16 protein-coding genes and 1 pseudogene are annotated in these 19,655 nt (G+C 41.0%); 14 read left to right on the plus strand and 3 right to left on the minus strand.

The genetic code is table 11. The features are described from left to right. Positions 1-193: 193 nt before the first annotated feature. Both C509_RS0122780 and esaA read right to left on the minus strand, forming a co-directional pair. A complete protein-coding gene (locus C509_RS0122780; protein ID WP_018709241.1) occupies positions 194-664 on the minus strand; it encodes a YueC family protein in 471 nt (156 codons plus the stop codon). Further along, the gene (esaA, locus tag C509_RS0122785; RefSeq protein WP_018709242.1) at positions 654-3,779 is read right to left on the minus strand and encodes a type VII secretion protein EsaA; all 3,126 of its coding nucleotides are present in this window, start codon (positions 3,777-3,779) and stop codon (positions 654-656) included. Before esaA ends, C509_RS0122780 begins: the two co-directional genes overlap by 11 nt. A 466-nt stretch (positions 3,780-4,245) precedes the next feature. Here esaA and C509_RS0122790 point away from each other — a divergent pair, with 466 nt between their 5' ends. From C509_RS0122790 to C509_RS0122850, 14 genes and pseudogenes are all read left to right on the plus strand, one after another. Then, a complete protein-coding gene (locus C509_RS0122790; RefSeq protein WP_018709243.1) occupies positions 4,246-4,536 on the plus strand; it encodes a WXG100 family type VII secretion target in 291 nt (96 codons plus the stop codon). A gap of 76 nt (positions 4,537-4,612) precedes the next feature. Then, positions 4,613-4,852, plus strand: a complete 240-nt coding sequence (gene yukD / locus C509_RS0122795; RefSeq protein ID WP_018709244.1) for an ESX secretion system protein YukD — start codon at positions 4,613-4,615, stop codon at positions 4,850-4,852. Between the two features lie 35 nt (positions 4,853-4,887). Continuing rightward, positions 4,888-6,177, plus strand: coding sequence for a type VII secretion protein EssB (gene essB, locus C509_RS0122800; protein WP_018709245.1), 1,290 nt, complete (start codon positions 4,888-4,890; stop codon positions 6,175-6,177). After that, on the plus strand, positions 6,177-10,649 hold the full coding sequence (gene essC, locus C509_RS0122805) for a type VII secretion protein EssC (RefSeq protein ID WP_018709246.1): 4,473 nt from the start codon (positions 6,177-6,179) through the stop codon (positions 10,647-10,649). The genes essB and essC overlap by 1 nt, the downstream gene beginning before the upstream one ends. A gap of 154 nt (positions 10,650-10,803) precedes the next feature. Beyond that, the gene (locus C509_RS0122810; RefSeq protein ID WP_018709247.1) at positions 10,804-11,217 is read left to right on the plus strand and encodes a DUF5082 domain-containing protein; all 414 of its coding nucleotides are present in this window, start codon (positions 10,804-10,806) and stop codon (positions 11,215-11,217) included. 6 nt (positions 11,218-11,223) lie between these two features. Next, positions 11,224-11,481 (plus strand): hypothetical protein, encoded by a 258-nt coding sequence (locus C509_RS0122815; protein ID WP_018709248.1) that lies wholly within the window; start codon positions 11,224-11,226, stop codon positions 11,479-11,481. Between the two features lie 5 nt (positions 11,482-11,486). Continuing rightward, on the plus strand, positions 11,487-13,181 hold the full coding sequence (locus C509_RS0122820; RefSeq protein WP_018709249.1) for a T7SS effector LXG polymorphic toxin: 1,695 nt from the start codon (positions 11,487-11,489) through the stop codon (positions 13,179-13,181). An 84-nt stretch (positions 13,182-13,265) separates the two neighbouring features. After that, positions 13,266-13,928: a hypothetical protein gene (locus tag C509_RS0122825; RefSeq protein WP_018709250.1), complete on the plus strand. Its 663-nt coding sequence runs from the start codon at positions 13,266-13,268 to the stop codon at positions 13,926-13,928. Positions 13,929-14,284: 356 nt separating this feature from the next. Beyond that, positions 14,285-15,253 (plus strand): hypothetical protein, encoded by a 969-nt coding sequence (locus tag C509_RS0122830; RefSeq protein WP_211214307.1) that lies wholly within the window; start codon positions 14,285-14,287, stop codon positions 15,251-15,253. Positions 15,254-15,338: 85 nt separating this feature from the next. Then, entirely contained in the window at positions 15,339-15,908 is a 570-nt protein-coding gene (locus tag C509_RS25270; RefSeq protein WP_018709252.1) for an STM3941 family protein, read from the plus strand. Positions 15,909-15,971: 63 nt separating this feature from the next. Next, positions 15,972-16,760, plus strand: a complete 789-nt coding sequence (locus C509_RS0122840) for a hypothetical protein (protein ID WP_018709253.1) — start codon at positions 15,972-15,974, stop codon at positions 16,758-16,760. A gap of 33 nt (positions 16,761-16,793) precedes the next feature. Beyond that, positions 16,794-17,588, plus strand: coding sequence for a hypothetical protein (locus C509_RS0122845; protein WP_018709254.1), 795 nt, complete (start codon positions 16,794-16,796; stop codon positions 17,586-17,588). Between the two features lie 39 nt (positions 17,589-17,627). Then, a pseudogene (locus tag C509_RS25885) lies at positions 17,628-17,793 on the plus strand (ATP-binding protein); the annotation flags it as partial. 599 nt (positions 17,794-18,392) lie between these two features. Further along, the gene (locus tag C509_RS0122850; RefSeq protein ID WP_018709255.1) at positions 18,393-19,391 is read left to right on the plus strand and encodes a serine hydrolase domain-containing protein; all 999 of its coding nucleotides are present in this window, start codon (positions 18,393-18,395) and stop codon (positions 19,389-19,391) included. Positions 19,392-19,443: 52 nt separating this feature from the next. Here the strand turns inward: C509_RS0122850 and C509_RS25895 are convergent. Further along, positions 19,444-19,655, minus strand: a 212-nt coding sequence (locus C509_RS25895) for an ATP-binding protein (RefSeq protein ID WP_169509283.1), incomplete at its 5' end; no start/stop codon positions are given.

Below are 19,655 nucleotides of genomic sequence, written 5' to 3' on the forward strand. Positions count from 1 at the left end.
TTTACCAAAGCTGGTTTTTGAATCCTTTTTTTCTCGTGAAATTCACTTTTTGAATTTTGTTGAATGATTTTATACCATTTTATATTTAGTGTTCAGTATCTGAATCATCTGTTTTTTCGTTTTCTGATTCATGTACTGAACAAATTTCACTAAAAATCTCCCGTTTACGCTTAACATAAACGGGAGAATGATTTTACTGCTCCATTTGATTAAACCCTTTAGGCAAGATATATACAAACAACGTTAAAAAGAGCGCCATCACAACACCACCAAGTACCCAAGGGAGCCAAGCAACGGATGAATCATCGTTGTTAGGTGTCTGTTGCGGCAAAGGGTTTTCTGTATCAAACAGTCCAATATGACTTGCAATCATTTCGGTTGTGAATTTATCTTCTCCTGTGAAGGAGAGGGTACGAATCATTTTATCGTATTCTTGTTCTCGTGGTTGATCGAATTGTAACTTACGCACTTCTTCAGGTACACGTACAGGCTCTTGTGCCTCTTCTGAAGTATGATCTATTCGTAAATTGGACCGGATCTCATGTTTTTGATATTCGGCGGGATCTGTACGTGTAGGTTCTTCCGCCGCAAAAGAGATGTAAGAAAATCCTGTAAGGAGCACTGCTATTACACTACAACAAACAGTCAAACGTTTAAACTTCATATTCCTCTTCCTCTGTTGAATGACGTAACTGTTGATTTTTGTAAATGTGTTTAGCCACTATTATTGCGATTGAAAAGCAGGTGATGGCGACTAGTACCGTGGCACCTGGTACGAATAGCGTTTGTTCTTGATGTTGAATGGATATGAATAGTTCAGCTATCGGGTTATTGGAACTAAAGTTTGGCATCGCCATATCAAGGAGCGGAGTGGTAAATAGGAAAATGATTAAAACGCTCCCGAGTGCTCCTATCCATGGTCCGATCATGAGTATTAAGCACATCAATCCTGATGTAGCCAGGACAAGCAGTACCGTAATAATGGACCATTGAATGGCTTGTGCCTCCGACATTTTATAGATATTGAGCCCGTATATGCTAATAATTAATCCAAGAGCAACCGATAAAATGACATATAGTGATAGATGCACAGGGATAGGCAAATTCCCATAATGGTGAGCCAAATATCCAATCAGTAGGCTGACAAGCAAGATAACCACAAGCATGACAACCGGTGGTGTAAACGGTTCGGCAGGTTTTACCACTTGTTCTCCAGCAATGTTGACCGGGTTGGACAAATGTTTGTATACGTAGTCGTTGTAATAGCCATCGTTAATCGCATTATGAAGAATGTCATTCATATTGTCGTGTACAAGTTTTGTTGTATCCACACTTTTTTTCCATCGGTTATTTAGATCATCAGATTTGCTTTGGACACTTGAGACTTGTCCAAACATTTCTTCTGTTGACCCAATCAAATCGTCTTGGTGCTTGCTAAGAGAGGATACTACATCGCCAAGTTGTTCGACCTCCATTAAAGACGCTTGATGACTCATCTGCACAAGGTGGCCATCAAGACCTTCGATTGGCCCAGCTTCAATGTCGATTGGTTTGCGGTTACTCTTTACTTGCTCTAAAGCGTTGCCCGCATGTACATGTGTTTCATTAACCAATGATAAAATAAGCTGTTGTTCCTCTTTTATTTCAGCACTTAGGTCGGCGAGCACGGTATTCGTATCTTCAAGGAGAGTATCCATTTCGGTACGTGCGTCTGTAGAGAATTTCTGGAATTGTTTAATATCCTCGGTTAAGAACATGAAGGATGTCACATTTTCTTGTGATTCAAGGATTTGTTCCCTTAACTCTCCCATACGAGCAAATTGCTTAATCGCAGCATCTGCATGTTCCCGATTTAAAGTACTGCTAAAACTATAGTTTCGCATGGTCAGTTCAAGCTCAGAAAGTAATCCGTAATAGTCCATCAGTAAGCCAGGGTCCCGATTTTGAATTGGTTCACTAAAACGGGACGCAAATTCACTTGCTGGTTCGGATGATAAAATCCGCTTTTCGCGCTCCTGAATTTTGTCTATCAGTGAGTTCGGTAGCGCCTCTGTTCTTTCTTCTAATTGATCTAGGTAGCGCTGCAGTTTTTCTAAGTAGTCGATATAACTAGATATAAGATCGCCGTTGTTTTTGATGTTTATCTTTTGGCTGTTCAATTCATTTTCTAGCTGCTCAATAAGAGCAGTTGCTTCTTCCCAGATCGAATACGGGGAACGTTCATCTTGAGGCGTATCTGGTTGCTGTGGTTGTCCTGGCTGTTCAGGTTGTTCTTCTGAATTGTCTAGGTCATTATCTTCGGACTTCCCTAATGTGTCTTCTTGGCCGAGATCGCTGTCCGATTCACCCGGTGATTCTGGTTCAGCGTCTGTTGTTGGCTCAGGTTGTTCTTCTGACTCCCCCATTGTGTTTTCTTGTTCGAGATCGTTGTCTGGTTCACCCGGTGATCCTGGTTTAGTGTCTGGCTCTGGATCGGGTATTGGATTAGGCTCTGGCTTCTCTTTTTCCGGTTCAAGCTTGGTAAGCAATTCTTTTATGGTTTCGATTTGCTTCTCTACCTCTTCAAGCGTACTTGGTTTCAGCCCTTTCAATTCATCTTGTGGTGCACCTGGCCGCTGTAGCTCATCGGGAGTTTCTTGAGTCAGGTCCTTACGTTTGACGAGAGTAGATTCTATTGTATATAAAAAGGCATTCAAAGCGTCTTGCTGATTGTAATTTCTAATGACATCCCTGTGTGATTGCGGCAGGAGGTCAATCTCTTGATTTAAAGCCTGAAAAGATGTGTTCATATTCGTTTCAAAGCCTTGCATTTGTTGATAGAAAGTACCTGCTCCAGCATGTATCAATTGCAAATAGTCGTATACGTTGTTTCCTTCATTTTTTAATTGCGGCTGAAAGGGTTCTTGGCCTTCTCTGATCCGCCTCTCACCATCTTCTAATAATACGTTGAACTCGGCGGATGCTTCATTCATCAGCTGTTCATTTTCAAGATCGATTAATTGTAAAGAATCTGCTACATCTGATTGATAATCTAGGTACATGTCGATATTGTTCGTGAGCGTTTCAAAAGCCTTTTCTGCTTCTGTCAGGCTGCTTTGGGAATTTCCTGCAATACCTGTCGCCTCTTTCGAGTAGGAAAATAGCTGTGTTAAGCGTTCACGCTGACGATCAATTTCTTTCTCAAGTTCTTGTGAGCTGGGAGCGTAAAACGAATACATTTCATTTAAGAAATCGATCTCTTTGTCTAGTATCTCACCAAAATTCGTTTGAATTTCGTTAATTTCTTCACTTACATAACGCCAATACATTGCAGTGACTTGCCCGTTCAACTTTTGTTGGGCAGCTTCTAGCTCTTTTTGGACACGTTCTTGGTTTTTCGCGTTTAGGTGGGGCGATAGCTCAAAGCGAATGTTGGTGATTCTCGGTACTTCCTCCTTAAATGACATAATGTCACGTGAAAAAGAGGAAGGAATATAGATGGCAGCATCGTATTTTTTGTTCTCTAGCCCTGATTGTGCAACGGTTCGGCTGACAACAGGCCATTCGTACTCAGATTCACCGCCTTCAATCGTTAGAATTAAGTCTTTTCCTAGCGTGGTGAGGTCATCTTTTGCTCGAAGAAAACCATCATCTTCGTTAACAATTGCGATTTGCCCTGTTGTGTTTTTTGGACTAAACATCGGTTCAGGCCCAATGTAATTAAAAAATCCGAGCGGTATCGCAGCGATGATTAGAATGGCGATGAGTAGGCTGATGACACTGCTTTTCTTGCTTCTCACAGTCTACAAATCCTCCTTCTTTATATGATTATCCATACGTCGATAAGATTCGACTGTATGTCCCGATTTCCTTATTATCGTAGCAGAAACAACGATTGATAAAAACATAATTTTGTGTGAAAGTATAAATAAATGGAAAATTATGTTGATCTTGATTATGACATTATAACGATAACATAAGACTTTTGGGGAACACATCGGCTAGATTTGGAGAAGATGAAGTCAAAAAAGAGATAAGTTATGGTACCATCATATTCAATGATCATTAACTTCCTGTTTCACTCAGGTCTCCGAAAAAGATTAGACTTCCACAATGCGAGTAACCAGGGTAATCAGCGCGCGGAAGAGGAGACACAGCTAAGATGATTGTAAAATATATCCAAAAAAGGTTGACACTATAATAATTTCACTCTTACAATAATTATGTATTATAGAAAAGTAGTATTTTTTTAAGGAGGGGTTTTTCATGGCACAAATTCGTATGACACCAGATGAATTACGCACGGAGGCAAATGAGACCCGTGCAGATGCAGCATCGTACCAAGAGCTCCTGCAAAGAGGAGACGCACGTATTATGAAGCTGGGCTCTACTTGGGAAGGGGAGGCATTCCAAGGATTTGCTGAACAGTGGCAAGACAAACGGAGGCACGTAGAAGAGCTCATCCAGTTGTACGACGAGCTTGGAGCACAAACGGATGATATTGCGAACGTTGTGGAAACAACAGACCAAGAAATCCGTAGCCGTATTGGATACTAATTCATTTTACGGAGCGCAATCGCGATTCATGTTATTGTGGATTGTGATTGCTCTTTCTTTTGGAAGAGGTGTTTTCGTGTACATAAAAGTAACAGTTGATTTGCGTAATTATTTAGAAAAAGAAATTGATTTGCGTCTATCCGACCAATACACTGTGCGCAAGTTCATCGACATTGTGTGGGAAATTGAAAAGCTGAACCAACAGCGGCGAGAGGGGGATTATATCCGGATTGAAAATAAAGCGCGGATACTTGGAGGAGATCAGATTTTGGCAGACCATGGTGTCACAAATGGTGATCGTTTAGTGATACTGTGAACATTCGCTCATAGGAGAGGGGCAGAGTTGGGAAAATGAGTGAGAGAAAACTACTTTATTTAGAAGAACGCCTAGGTATGCAGTTAGGGAAAGATGAAAACGGCTATTATACTATTACATTTCAGAATGAAGAGATTCAATTAAATGATACGTTAGAAGCAAGAGTACTAGACGGTTGTGATCCGTACACTACGAGAGAAATCGAACAAAATGAAGACGACTTTGTCATTAAAGTGAGACCAGTGATCCCTTTGAGATCGTTTGGTACGCTTAAAAATAAAGAAGAAAGTGTGAAACTCTTTGTTGCCCACGCATTGATCCAAAAAGTCATCCAACATGATCACGATATACTTCATTTGATTGTCAGCCCTGAGAACGTGCTCGTCAGTGATGGGTTGGACGTAACATTTATCCATTATGGTGTGAAAGACAGTATCCCCCCATATGAAAAAACCCCCGATAGATTATTTCTTGAATTACGTACCACATTACTAGTACTTTTAGATGGGAATTATCGATTCAATGAATATATGAATCATCATGACACATTAAAATTATCACATAGAGCAGCAGCTCTCATCCAACAAACAACGTTAGAAGGATTACGTGAACTTGTTTGTGATTGGATTCGAGAACAGGAACAACAAGAGAAGCAATTACATAAAGTACCAAAAACAAGGTGGACCCTACAAAAATGGATAGGCATCGGACTCATTTCCGTGCTTGTACCAGCGATCGTGTATATTGTGTACGTCCTTGCCTTTTTACAACCAAGCCAAGAAGCATTTACTGCTGGCCATTCCGCTTTCTTAAATGAAAACTATAGTGAAGTGATTGATACCCTTGAACCGTATTCACCAAGCAGCATGCCCCGTGTTGTGAAATATGAACTCGCGCAATCTTATGTCGCAGTAGAACCATTGCAAGACTATCATCGGAAAAACCTTAAAAATGTGCTCGTACTACAGGCTGCAGAGCCTTACTTCGATTACTGGATTGCGATTGGACGGGGCGAAAATGAAGAAGCCATTGATATTGCCCGCGGGCTTCAAGATAAAGAGTGGCTTGTATATGCCAATTTGAAGCGTCGAGAAGAAGTTAAAAATGATAATAAGCTGTCAGGAAAAGAGCGGGAAGACTTAATCAAGGAGATTGAAGCGGAGATTGATAATTATATGCATGAACTTGAAGAGCTAGCGGAGGAAGAGGAACCATTCCAGCCGAATGATGAGGGTAATCCAGACAAACAAGAAGGAAAAGACGAAAAAGAAAAGGATAGGAATCAAAAGGATTATAAGAAGGAAAAGGGTGGGGGTGACAAATAATGTCCTCGACATTGTGGGTCTTTTACGATCAGTATGTGCAAAGGGTAGCGGTGGATGGACTCCCTGCTGTTATTGGCTCAGGGGAACAAGTGAAGGTGCGTATTTCTTTTTTACAAAAAGACATACAAGTTCGTGATCAAGATGGTCAGTGCTTGATTACGTGTGGAGACGAAGAACTGCTTACCCTTTCTTCTGGTGAATCATGCAACTTGAACATAGATGGTCAACCGTATTTTTTCCTATACATTAAAGAGGCTCCAAGTAAAAAAAAATATTACATGGGTCATTCGAATCTTGTGACCATTTCCAATAAATCTTCTGCCAATGTTGTTTTACCACTAGATATTCAGGTTAATTGCACATTGCTATATGAAAAGAAGAAATGGACGCTCTATCCGAAAGAAGGGACACAGGCCCCATATGTGAACGGAGTGACAGTATCCACGCCGACCCGTATATTAGACGGTGATGAGCTTCTTTTTGGACGAGTGCTTTTGAAAATTTTAGATGGTGTTATTTTGGTCGTTGAAAGCAGTGAGCCTTATGAAACGACGTTGACCCAGGTAGAAACGCCAACGTCCCTCATGCAACAACAGTATCCTATTTACCGCCGTACGCCACGTATGATCTATGAACAACCGGCGGATAAAGTGGATTTTTCTATGCCGTCTGAAGAAGTGGATGATACGAGCCGGCCACTGTGGTTGGTTTTGCTGCCGCCGCTTTCGATTATCGTGATCATGGTCACGATTTCGATTACATTGAAACGCACGTGGATGTTGTTCATGTCTGTCCCAATTATGACGGTAATGGCGTTTGTGGCGACAATGATGTTTTTTCGCGAGAAGAAAAAGCGGAAGCAAAAAGAAGAAAAGCGTAAACGTGTGTACACTCGCTATTTAGAGGTAAAGCGGGATGAATTGCAGGCGCTAGCGGAAGCGCAAAGGCATGCGCTTTCGTATCATTTGCCGACGTTTGAACAGATGAAGGATAAGACACGTCGTGTCAGTAGCCGTATTTGGGAGAGAACCATTGACAACGACGATTTTTTAGATATTCGAATTGGACGCTCGTCTGTGCCCGCCAGCTTTGAATTAAATCAACCGAGTGATGAGTTATCGAATCGTGATCGGGATGAGCTGATGGAGGATTTTGAGCGGTTACGTGACAAGTATTCACACCTAGAGGATGCCCCGCTACGTTTAAGTGTCGCCCGCGGTGCGCTCGGATATGTTGGAAAGCCTTCCATTGTGGAACGTGAAGTATCGCAAATTATTGGGCAACTCGCTTTTGCCCACAGTTATCATGACTTACGGTTTGTCGCGATTTTACATGAAGGACAGCGCAGGAAATGGGAGTGGATGCGCTGGTTACCACATTTTCAATTGCCTGGTTCTGAGGCAAAAGGCTTCATCTATGATGAAAAGGCGTGCGACTACATTTTAAATCCGTTATATCACATGCTGCGTGAGCGAGAATTGGTACAAAAAGAAGCATTTGAGAAGAAACGAGAAGCGAAAAAATTTCTCCCGCACATCGTTTTCTTTGTCGCAAACCGTTCACTGATTGCAGAACACAGTATTATGGAATATTTGGAAGGAAAAGATAAACAGCTTGGCTTCACCGTCATCTTTTTAACCGATGTTGCTCAAAACTTAAATGAACATGTGCATACAATTGTGAAAGCAGTAAACCGAAACGAAGGGGAAATTGTTCTACTGAGGAACATTTCGATTCATAAACGCTTCCAGTTTGATCCATACGATCCGTCGAACGAAAACTATGCCCGCATGCTCGCTTCTTTGTATCATCAACAGGGTATGACACGGTCAATCCCTGACATGGTGTCCTTTATGGAAATGTTCCCAGGGGTTAAGCAGGCGAAAGATTTAAAAATCAATAAACGTTGGCAAATCAATGACAGCACTAAATCCCTTGCAGTGCCAATCGGCTTTAAGGCAAAAGATGAGCTGCTTGAGCTAGATGCACATGAAAAGATGCATGGTCCCCACGGATTGCTTGCAGGAACAACGGGATCAGGGAAATCAGAGTTCTTACAAACCTATATTTTGTCTTTAGCCGTCAACTACCACCCCCATGAAGTTGCCTTCTTGCTCATTGACTACAAAGGGGGCGGAATGGCGCAGCCATTTAAAGGGATGCCGCATCTACTTGGTGTGATCACCAATATTGCTGAGAGTGAAAACTTTAGTTTACGTGCCCTAGCCTCCATTCGATCAGAATTAAAGAAGCGTCAACGCTTATTCGATGAACATACCGTTAACCATATTAACGACTACACGGAACTGTATAAATCAGGTGTCGCTAAAGAGCCGATGCCGCACCTCTTTATTATTTCCGATGAATTTGCGGAGCTAAAAAATGAGGAGCCAGAATTTATTAAAGAACTTGTATCTGCGGCGCGCATTGGGCGCTCTCTTGGTGTACATCTTCTCCTAGCGACACAAAAGCCGAGCGGAGTTGTGGACGGACAAATCTGGAGTAACTCCCGTTTTCGGATCGCCTTGAAAGTACAAAATGCCACGGATTCAAGAGAAATTTTAAAAAACGAAGACGCCGCTTATATTAAAGAAACGGGACGAGGCTATTTACAAATTGGTAGTAACGAGCAATACGACTTGTTCCAAAGCGCATGGAGCGGTGCACAGTATATGCGGTCAGCTCACGAGGGGGAAGAGGAGATTGCTTATGTGACAGATCTCGGTTTAAAACTTGTTTCAAGATCGGAGATGGAAGAGGACAACAAACAAGAAAGCATCACCGAGATTGAGGCGATTGTCGAAGAAATTATAACAACAACAGACCAATTGGCGATTGTTCCAGCGAAAAGCCCATGGCTTGACCCATTAGAAGAACGGATCTTCTATGATGCTAAGAGTTACGAAGAAGATGATCCACAAGCATTCCCATTTGCGCTTGCCGATGACCCAGAGAACCAACGGCAATTCCCCATTTGTTATGATTGGGGCAAGAGCGGCAATTTAATGATCTTTGGTATGAGCGGATACGGAAAGTCGATGACGCTTCTGACGTTACTTTTAGCATTTGCGGAGAAACAATCACCTGAGCAAGTAAACTATTATTTGCTCGACTTTGGCAACGGTGCCCTTCTGCCATTGCGCCAACTTCGTCATACCGGGGATTATATTAAATTGGATGAAGGACGTAAGTTAGAAAAGCTCATTGACTACATTGAAAAAGAAATGGAACGCCGGAGTGAGCTGTTTATGGAAAAAGAAGTGAGCAACATCTCCGTTTACAATGAGGTGAGTGACGAGCCATTGCCATCGATTTTCATTGTCATTGATAACTATGACATCTTGCCGGAAGAGTTTTCAGACCTAGTCCCGGCCTTCACTCGGTTCGCCCGAGATGGTCAATCACGCGGTATTTATGTCTTTGCAACCGTAACTGCAAGAAATGCAGTGAAGCCTGTGCTGTTAAACAGCATGAATATGAAGATTTGTCATTACATGATTGATAAAACCGATGTCACATCATTACTTGGAAGGGTTCCATTTGCGATTGAGTCTGTCCCGGGTCGAATGATTGTCGCAAAAGGTAAAAACTGGCTTGCCCATACGTACTTACCAGCAGAAGGGGAAACGGACTTTGAAGTAATTGAAAACATGAAAGCACGTATCCAAACGATCAATAGCCGTTATCAAGGTTCGGCACTGCCAAAATCAATGGTCATGTTGCCGAAGACCTTGACACTTGCTGGGTTCCGAGAACGCTTGGAAGAAGTTCCTCAACCAGGAATCCCACTCGGCCTGAACGAAGAGACTGTGCTGCCAGTCTATATGGCCGAGGATGCAGGGGCGCACACATTGGTTGTTGGTGAACCACAGCGTGGAAAGTCAAATATGTTAAAAGTCATGCTTTCGTTCTACCTTGAGTACGATAACATAGAAAAGATTATCGTATTTGATGGAGTTGATCGCCCGTTATTTGATTTCAATCGCCATGAAAAAGTGTCCTATGTCATGACAATGGAAGGTATGAATCAAGAGATCGAAGAGGCGACACGAGTTATGGAATTAAGAAAGGCTCAATATGAAGAGGCGTTAAGTCAGGGGATGGAATTTCCTACCTTCTCTCCTTATCTCTTTGTTATTGATAATGTTGCAGACTTTAAACAGGCACTTGGCATGACGAAAGAAACTACTTTTGCGGATATGATGAAAACGTTTGGGCATTTACAGTTCCAAGTCATAGCCGCAGCAAATCATCGAGAAATTAGTTTAGGGCGCAGCCCAGTTATTGAACAATTAAAGTCTGTCCGTCAACATATACTTCTGATGAAAAAATCAGGGCAGAGCGTGATAAGCTTTACGATGGATCGTACAGAGACATTAGGAGAGGGATTTGGCTACCATATCGTCAATGGGCAAGATGTGAAAATCAAAATCCCAGAAGTGGTAAAAGAAGATCTACTTGTGCTTGTCTAATATATCAACTAGTCAACGCCGTTTTTGGCTATGTCGTCTGGCGAGGGCTAAACGAAATTTTTAAAATCGTTAAGATGCTTGACAGTAAGGATGGGTTTTATTCAGTGAAGAAGGATTAAACTGTGTGATAAAAACGAAGAAGGGTGTATAGGTGATGAGCTATTATTTAAATCAAATTAATCTGCTGAATAATGAGATCCGAACGATTAGGAAAGGAATGGATATAGCAGGAGAGCATCGTCAAGAGTTGCTTGATGTCCGAAGTAAGTTAGTAACTGAAAAAAGTACGTTAGTATCAGATAAAAGTCATATCGATAATCCGGAATTAGGAAATGACGCAGCGCGTGGGACCATTGCATCTGACTTCGAAAGGGCAGAGCGTGATAAGCTTAAACTGGAGCATGTGAAGTTACCAGAGCAAGTCCAAGAAATGATCGATGCCATTGATAGTGAGCGAGATCGACTCCATGAAAAAATGGAGAGTGGAAGACTACAAATTCAATACCGAAATGATCGAATTAACCATTTGAGAAAGCTAGATAAGCTAGCAAGGGAAAATAAGGGGTGATAGAGGATGGAAATTAAAGTAAACGTAGAGGAAGCCCTAGTAATCCTTCAAGCAGTCGGAGAGCTTGCTGGTAGTTTTCAAAAAGAAGCGGTTGATTCAACTGAGGGGCTAGACATGTTGCTAGCTGAAACCGGAGAAGTAGAAGAAATAGAGGATAAATTAAGCATGTATTTTCAGGCGTTGAGTCAAATGGAACAGCAATTCCAAACCTTAGTGCAAGAATATGAGAATGTGGACCATGAACTTGCAGGGAAAATGAGGTGAAAATAATGAAAATCTTAGATGTCAGTCAAGCGATCGCGAAGCTTGATAAAGACATAGATCAATTGCAACGTCGCTTGGATTTTTTGGATTTGATGGATGTAGGAATTGAAAGAGTACTGAATATGGACGGCGCATTCACTGGAGAAGGTGGGGAAGCAATAATCTTGAATCATGCTGAGTTACAGCTCCCAACGATCCGGGCATTTCGCGCCCACATCACCACTACAATTGAAAAAATCAAAAAAATGAAGGCATATATCCTTGAATTTGAGCCCTCTGAAAATGGGGTAGTGACCGAAGATTTTTGGGATACGCAAATGACTCGAGGGCTAGATAAAGTTGAGGAGTCAACGGAGCAGTCTAAACAAAAAGTGGATGAGTATGCCGCTTCGGTTAGCCATATTATGAATCTTGGAAAGCTAGACATAAGCCAAGTATCAAACTGCATCGATAGTTCGCGAAAATTCGCAAGTGAAGTCGTTGATGATTTGTATATGCTTGATAATGACGGAGTCGATTTAATGGATGACGTACAAGCGAGCCGTACCGAACTAGACACCATTGTGCAAAAAGCGGTAGAGTGGACCAATGCAGGCGGACCTCTTTTAAAAGGGGTGAATATTCAAGACGTAAGGTCACATTTCGAAGAGATGACGTTACATAAGGAAGCGCCGGACGTGAATATGGGTCGCTTGGATCGTGGAGATGACCGTTCGTTAGTACAGGGAGTAGTGAATTTCTTAGGAACAGATGTAAAAACGATTCAGAATTGGGGACTGGTCGGTGTTGATGTTGCGCGTGGTGCAGCGACGACAATAATGTTTACAACGGGCATGTTGAAATTCGTGGACAATGGAAACGGTACTGTTAAATTGGTGGCCGATAAGAAATGGACAAAGCAAAAAGGAAAGTATGATTCAAAACTGGCTTCTAAAATACATGAGTTGATGAAACACCCAAAAGGGAAATATATTGTTCAACGTTATGGATATATGCCTAGCAATCTTCCAAAAGAAATAGCCGGATTAAGAAATCTACCTAACGTAGGAGTTGGAGGACTGTTGAACAGAGCTTCAGGTCCAACGGTGATCTATAAAAATGGACAGCGGTTTGTAAATTACTTCCGGCGTGGGGATGGTATTATAGGGAATTCTATAAACTTATTGAAAAATTTGCGTAACAATTTCTTACCAACAATAAAGAGCGTTGATGTGAAAAAATCACTTAAAAATATAAAACCAGGTGGCGGCGGTTGGCAAAAGAATCTCGCCCGCGCAGGAAATGTATTGGCGGTGGGACTCAACTTTATGGAAGCATTTTCGGATGCACATAAAGATAAAAGTACGGCACAAAGAACGGGTCGCGCGCTTGCAGGAACAGCTTTGGATATTGGTGCTGCATATGCGGGTGCAACCGGAGGGGCGGCTATAGGTACGATGATTTTCCCTGGCGTCGGTACGGTTGTTGGTGGATTTGTTGGCGCAGCAATTGGCGGTTTCGCAGCGAACACATTTTTAGGAGAGCCTGTACGGCAAGTTGGAGAGAAAATTGGAGCTGCAGCTGAAAAAGGTTGGAATGCCGCAGTAGATGCAGGAAAAGCTGCTTGGAATGCAGCAAGTGATTTTGGAAATGAGGTCAAAGAAGGAGCGAAGAATTTACTATCAAGCGGCGCCAAAGCGCTTGGTAGCCTGTTTGGTTAATGTAGGTGATAGGGGGATCTCCCCTTCCCTTATTTACTACTAGGGTTTTTATATTGTGTTGAAATGGGGATCTGAGGTGGGGCTGTGAGAAACATCGATTCTTTTTCTGATAAAAGTGAGGAGAAGGAAAGGTACCGATCAATTTTAAGCCTTTATCTCTTGGGTGGGGTGTTTGTTTATCTTTATAGCATTCCAAATATCTTTTTTGTGTATATTGATGATATATGGCGTTTGTTTGATGTTTTACTCTGTTTAAGTTATTTTGTGGTTAGTGCAGTTGCTGCATTTATTGTTTACCGCTTACCAAGTTATGAGCGACTCGAGACAAACTTGCTTGGTTTCACGGTTTGCTTATGGTCAATGGTGGAGAGCAATTTATATGGGATACAGGCGCTAGTGGATCAACCATTCTATCAAGAGCTTTATATCGATCTTCTATTGATCCAATTATTTTTAATTTTATTTTCATTGATCAAGTGGATCCCAGTTCGTACACGAGAAAGGATAGCCCGTATCGTAACCATTATACTTGGCTCTTTTTTTATATTTCATTTGTTAGGGATTTTTGCTTCCACCAAAGGCATGGGTATTTATGTGTTTTTGTTCGGTAAAGAGGTAGCAGTAGCTCTCATATGGCCAGGCATAGCTCTATTTTTCTCTGGATTTTGGACACATGTGACCATGGCCGGAGGTATAGACTTAGGTGTTACTCCAAAAGAGCGAGCGCGAATGATCGCAGAAGAGTAAGCTATTTGGAACAAGCGATTGGATACAGACGTATAGTCCCGTACTTTGTAGAGGTTCCGAGTGATATTGATGAGTCCAAGATTGACAGGGATGAATAAAATATATTTTTGAAAAAGCTATAAGCTGTTGTAGAGAATAATTTGGTACGATAAAAAACGGCTTTAGGAGAGCCTGTGTGACAAGTTGTAGAGAAAATTGTTGCTGCAGCTGCGGAATTGAGGTGCAAAATTGTGATAAATGTTAATCCTTCTACTCATACATACGAAAAAAAGGAAAGTTTTCTCTTTATTTATAGTGGGTATCATTTTTTTTTCGGGGTGTTGGTTCATCTCTATAGTATTCCCAATATCTTTTTTGTGTACCTAAATGACACATCACGTTTGTTTGCCATTTTGCTGTGGGGAAGTTATTTTATTGTGAGTGCCATTTCTGCATATGTACACTATCGTTTTTCAGACAATATTCGATTGGCAACTTATTCGTTTGTATTCACTGCAGGTCTATGGTCAATGGTGGCCATTAATTTATATGGAATACAGGCGCTGGTGGATCAACCATTTTACCAAGAGCTCTATATTAATCTTCTGTGGATTCAATTGTTGTTTATTTTATTTTCATGGATCAAGTGGATCCCAGTTCGTACACGAGAAAGGATAGCCCGTATCGTAACCATTATACTTGGCGCTTTTTTTATATTTCATTTGTTGGGGAGTTTTGCTTCCACCAAAGGCATGGGGATTAATGCATTTTTGTTTGGTAAAGAAGTAGCGGTAGCCCTCATATGGCCAGGCATCGCCCTTTTTCTCACTGGATTTTGGACACGTTTGATTATGGCTGCAGGCATAGACTTAGACATTACGCCAGAAGAGCGGGCCCGAAGGATGGCAGAAGAGAAAGCACGCGAAGAGGCGAAGAAAAGAAAACCATCAGTGGAAATGCTGTCAAGTGGACGTTACTTGGAGTATGGAGAGTTGGATTATTACATTGCAGAGGGAATAAGCAGTTATCGGGAAAAGGGATCGAAGACGTTTGAAGATGTGGAGTTTTTATATGTAGAGAACGGTGTCCGTTATTTTAATCGCTTGGATTGGAGTCCACCAAAAGAAATGATTTTGTACAAAGAGAACAGGCAATGGTACTGTCAAACAACTGGGCAAGAACCGGAACGAGTGTTGTTGCCAGAGCATTTAGAAGAGGAAAAGGACGAATTTGAAATCGATAAACGTGAGTATTTAGAACAAGCGATTGAATACAGACGTATAGTTCCGTACTTTGTACAGATTCCGAGTGATATTGATGCATCCAAGATCGACAGATATGAATAGAGATGTATTTTTGAAAAAGCTATCAGCTGTTGTAGAGAATATTTTGGTACGATAAAAAACGGCTTAAAGGAGAGAGGTAGAAGCGGTGAGTGAAACAAATCGAACACAAGTCAGTAAAGACAGTATGATTGTTTACCCAGGGAAAGGAAGAACGTTGTTGCTTTCGATCCTGTCATTGGCGTTTGTGGCTGTGCTCGTGTGGGCAGCGTTTAATCGAGATGAAATTGCAGAGAATGCCCAAGGGATCACCGCTGTCATCGCGCCCATTCTCCCCTTCATCTGGGTGGTAGGCATCCCGTTTTTTGGCCTTTGCACGGTGTATCTATTGTATCGTTTTGTCAAACCGAGACCGTCATTACGAATTGATCAAGAAGGAATTTACGAAAATGCTACTCTAGCAAGTGTGGGTCTGATCCGTTGGGATGAGATTGAGCGAATAGGGATGTATTCGCTAGTGGGACAAAAGATGATTGGCATCATGCCGATAGACTTTGAACCTTTCCTTCAACGACAAAGTGGTGTAAAACGCGCTCTTTTAAATATGAACAAGAATAAAGAGTTTCCGATCAGTATCCCGCAAAATGCAAGTGATGTTCCTTTAGAGGCAGTTTTGGAATTTGTTGAGCAGTTTATTGATCAAGAGAAAATCGGGTAGGTACATTCATTTGTGCCCATTTTTTGTTTGCAAGGATTAATAAACATGAATGGAGGGATGGACATGGTTCAGGAGAAAAAAGCATTCTCGTTATCGACAGAAGAACTAAGTGTAGTGATGATGTTGTGTGGATATGAGCAAGCGGCGGCTGATGCGTTAAAGAACACACGGGATTGGGAAAGCGATGAACAACTACAAGAAGTTGTCGGAGAAGCGGAGTCGTTATTACGGCGTCGCGGCTATCAAAATGAAATAGGTGAAATAGATCAGGGACTCGAAAGTTTGATTCATCTATTGATGAGAGCAGAGAAAAAAGTACGTTGTGTCCACGGTAAAACGGTGATGCTTTTACATAACATGGGGTCACGGAAAGTGCTTGTGCAAAAATGTGAAGATGGCATGCATAGCTTTTACGACATGGATATGACAAAAAATAAACAAGGTGAAAAAACAATACAAGACTTTTATCAGCTTCCCTCCGAACAACCGATCGAGATGGAGCCCTTTATAATGTCGAGTGAGATGTTCCAGTCTTTTTCAGTCGCAAAGACCGCAAAACAAATCAACGAATTGCTTTCTGAAGGAGAACATCCTCCAGCTATGCAGGCATTCATGGAAGCGTTTGTGAAGAGTGGATGTTTCCTCAATAATTTTTCATTGATTAAGTCTGACTACATCACAGATGAGAATGAAATTCCAGAAATACATTTGTTTTTACCGTCAAAATCATGCATTTGGTATATCGACTACAAGGAAGTAGATACGCATGGTCAAGTATACTTCTATCCCACAGAAGCATCCTCATTGATTCAGATGATCATGACAAGGATAAAAATGTGGTTTGGTTTTTAAAAAAGAGCGGATGTGCTTATGGAGGGATGGATGATGAATTTGTTAAATGAAAAGAAGATTGCCTTATCGACAGATGAATTTATTGGGGTGCTCGCTTTGTGTGGTTATGAGGATGTGGCGCGTGAAGCCTCATTGCTAAAGCGGGATATGACAGAGGAACAGCTAGGCGCTTTCGCGTATCACGTAGAAAGGCTGTTAAAGCATCGTGGTTATTGGGATGAATCCCGTTCAACACAATTAGTCCAAGAAGTAGAAGATCTGATTCATGCTGTGATGAAGGCGCCAAAAAAGGTTCGCTGTGTATACGGGCAGTATGCATTAATATTTCATCACCTAGCAGACGGAGGCAGGATTGTCCAACGTTTCGAAGGCATGGATCATATATTTACGATGATTAATGGTAATCTTGATTATGTAGAACATCTGATCGACTTTTATGGTTTACCTGAGGAAGAGCCAAAAGAGGGGATCGCACCTTTTAAGATCGAAAGAGAACTGTTTGATTCCATGGGTACATATACAGATGAAGAAATGGACGCAATTTGTAAGGATGAGGACCATCCAATCTCTTTCCGCTCCTTTTTAAGAGACTTTCAAGAACGTCATGCCGTTTTTGATTCAATTACATTTATGTTCGGGGAAGAAGTGGAAGAGGCGCAGCGCGATGAGCCAGTATATCTATTTTTAAGAGGAAAGTCGTGTGTGTGGTTTCTAGATTATAGCTTTGTGACGGAAGCAAATGAAATTGAAGTATATCCTGTGGAAATGAAGGAATATATGAAACTGATCGCAGAGGAAGAGCTTCCAGCTTGGTTGGAACGAAATTAACACAACAGAAATGTTCTTTTCTTGATGGCGAGCTTTGTAAAGGAGCTCGTCATCACCACCAACCTGCAGTTTGGCCTAAGGAACCATATCTTTGGAGACCCGATTCTAACGGAAGCTGTAATTGACCGTTTAATCCAACATTCACAATTTATTACTTTTTACCGGCGTCGGCTTCCGTTATAAGGAATTCTTATTGCATTCGTAATACAGTTGGCAAGTGGCATACATGTTTAATTTACAAAAAGATTAACCTTTCTAATTACTGTTTAAATCAAATGAAGTGACCCATAATCCGGAAAAGGAAATTGAATTGCTTTCCCGGAGCTTAGAATCGGGACGCCCTTCACTGGCTGGAAATCGTGGCGAACGCAAAGCCGAATCAGACACCCGGGGTGGCACCCGAAGAGCGATTTAAAGAGGAAAATGGGCAACTGCTCCCAATCGGGGAAATTCCGGCCATACTCTAAAAAAGTAAACCGGCTAAATTATAAAATTTTAAGTTGTCCTTAACACTAACGCAGTTAGTCAATTAATTTCGAAATTAGAAAAGATCCAATATATCAAACGAGAAATGAATCTACAAAATCGGCGTGAAGTATTTATAACATTAGATGAAAATGGATTAGAGTATTTCTCAAAACAAGATTATGTAGAGCGACAAATCGCAGATAAAAATTTTCATCAAATGAGGCAGACGAATTAAAACGCATTGTTGAAAAGTTAAAGGAGATTGCGATGAAGAAGTTATAAAAATTTCTTCATGCCAAATATGTTAGATGTATAATTTATTTAGGGGGTTAATAAGTGGAAGATTTACTCAAAAATATTGCGTTTAACGGTGCGGTGTATTATGAAAAAAATGGACAAATCAAACAGTATTATCATGGTCATCAAGAACTCGAAAAGAGGAACCATATTAACAAGAATACGCAATTTAATCTGGCGTCGCTAAGTAAAATGTATACAGCCGTAATGGCGTTCCAGCTAATCGAAAAAGGACAGCTACAGTTAGAAGATAAAATTACAAATTGGTTTAATGTACCGCATTTTACAGAAGTAACAGTTGCACAATTACTTACACACACATCAGGTATTCCAGAGTATATCTCAGAAGATTTAACAGTAAAAATTGAAACATTTATCGAAGAGGTGCTACCACAATATGCGCCAAAGCATTGGTCTTATAGTAATACGAATTATGTTTTGCTTGCCAAAATTATTGAGGAGGTAAGCGGCTTATCGTATGAAAAATATTTACAAGAATATATTGCAGAACCATTGAGTCTTACACAGACAACAACACAACCTACAAAACAATGGGAAGCACAAAGTCAAACGTATGATTATGAGGAACAGCGATATAAAAAAACTACGGATGACCAATATTTACACATCAGTGAAAAATATAATGATTATTATGGTGATGGTGGTATTTATGCAACAGTGAGAGAGGTGGCAAAGTTTTTAAAAGCACTTTTGCAAGGTCAGTACATTAGCAAAGAGACTGTGAAATTTATGTTAACACCAACAGAATTTGCAGAACATTATAGTCATGGTTTTATCATTCAAGATGAGTGGGTAGGTCATACAGGTGGATGGATTGGTTGTTCAGCACAAGCCTTTATTAATAGATCAACAAAAGAAGTGATTGTGTTAGCGACGAATCAAGAAATATTTCCACAATATGAACTAGAAATTATGAATTGCTTAATGGGAATTCAGTATACTGTAGAAGCACCAAAACATGTGGTAATTTTACCGGTCACTAATAAAGATGATATTACGGGTGTATTTGGCAAGTAGAATATGTATGATTTGGCAGTTAAAATTGTAGCTACTTGCCAACATCCCTTTTTTAATGATTGAGTAATGATTCTTTGTGTCGAAAACTTTCTCGATTGAACACCAGTAAATGTGAGTAATGAATTAAGCGATCAATAAACGCTTCCGTCAAGATCGGATCTCCGAATATATGATTCCACTGTCCGAACTGAAGATTTGTCGTAACGATTACACTTCGCCGTTCGTAACACAAATTAAGCACTTGAAATAGGAGCTCAGCTCCTT

The organism is Siminovitchia fordii DSM 16014 = CIP 108821 (assembly GCF_000374565.1).
Lineage (GTDB): Bacteria > Bacillota > Bacilli > Bacillales > Bacillaceae_C > Siminovitchia > Siminovitchia fordii.

Bases quoted from the DNA above. Each gene is read 5' to 3' on its own strand.
- C509_RS0122780 (WP_018709241.1), bottom strand. From the start codon at position 664: ATGAAGTTTAAACGTTTGACTGTTTGTTGTAGTGTAATAGCAGTGCTC.
- C509_RS0122790 (WP_018709243.1), top strand. From the start codon at position 4,246: ATGGCACAAATTCGTATGACACCAGATGAATTACGCACGGAGGCAAAT.
- essB (WP_018709245.1), top strand. From the start codon at position 4,888: ATGAGTGAGAGAAAACTACTTTATTTAGAAGAACGCCTAGGTATGCAG.
- essC (WP_018709246.1), top strand. From the start codon at position 6,177: ATGTCCTCGACATTGTGGGTCTTTTACGATCAGTATGTGCAAAGGGTA.
- C509_RS0122810 (WP_018709247.1), top strand. From the start codon at position 10,804: ATGAGCTATTATTTAAATCAAATTAATCTGCTGAATAATGAGATCCGA.
- C509_RS0122815 (WP_018709248.1), top strand. From the start codon at position 11,224: ATGGAAATTAAAGTAAACGTAGAGGAAGCCCTAGTAATCCTTCAAGCA.
- C509_RS0122820 (WP_018709249.1), top strand. From the start codon at position 11,487: ATGAAAATCTTAGATGTCAGTCAAGCGATCGCGAAGCTTGATAAAGAC.
- C509_RS0122840 (WP_018709253.1), top strand. From the start codon at position 15,972: ATGGTTCAGGAGAAAAAAGCATTCTCGTTATCGACAGAAGAACTAAGT.
- C509_RS0122845 (WP_018709254.1), top strand. From the start codon at position 16,794: ATGAATTTGTTAAATGAAAAGAAGATTGCCTTATCGACAGATGAATTT.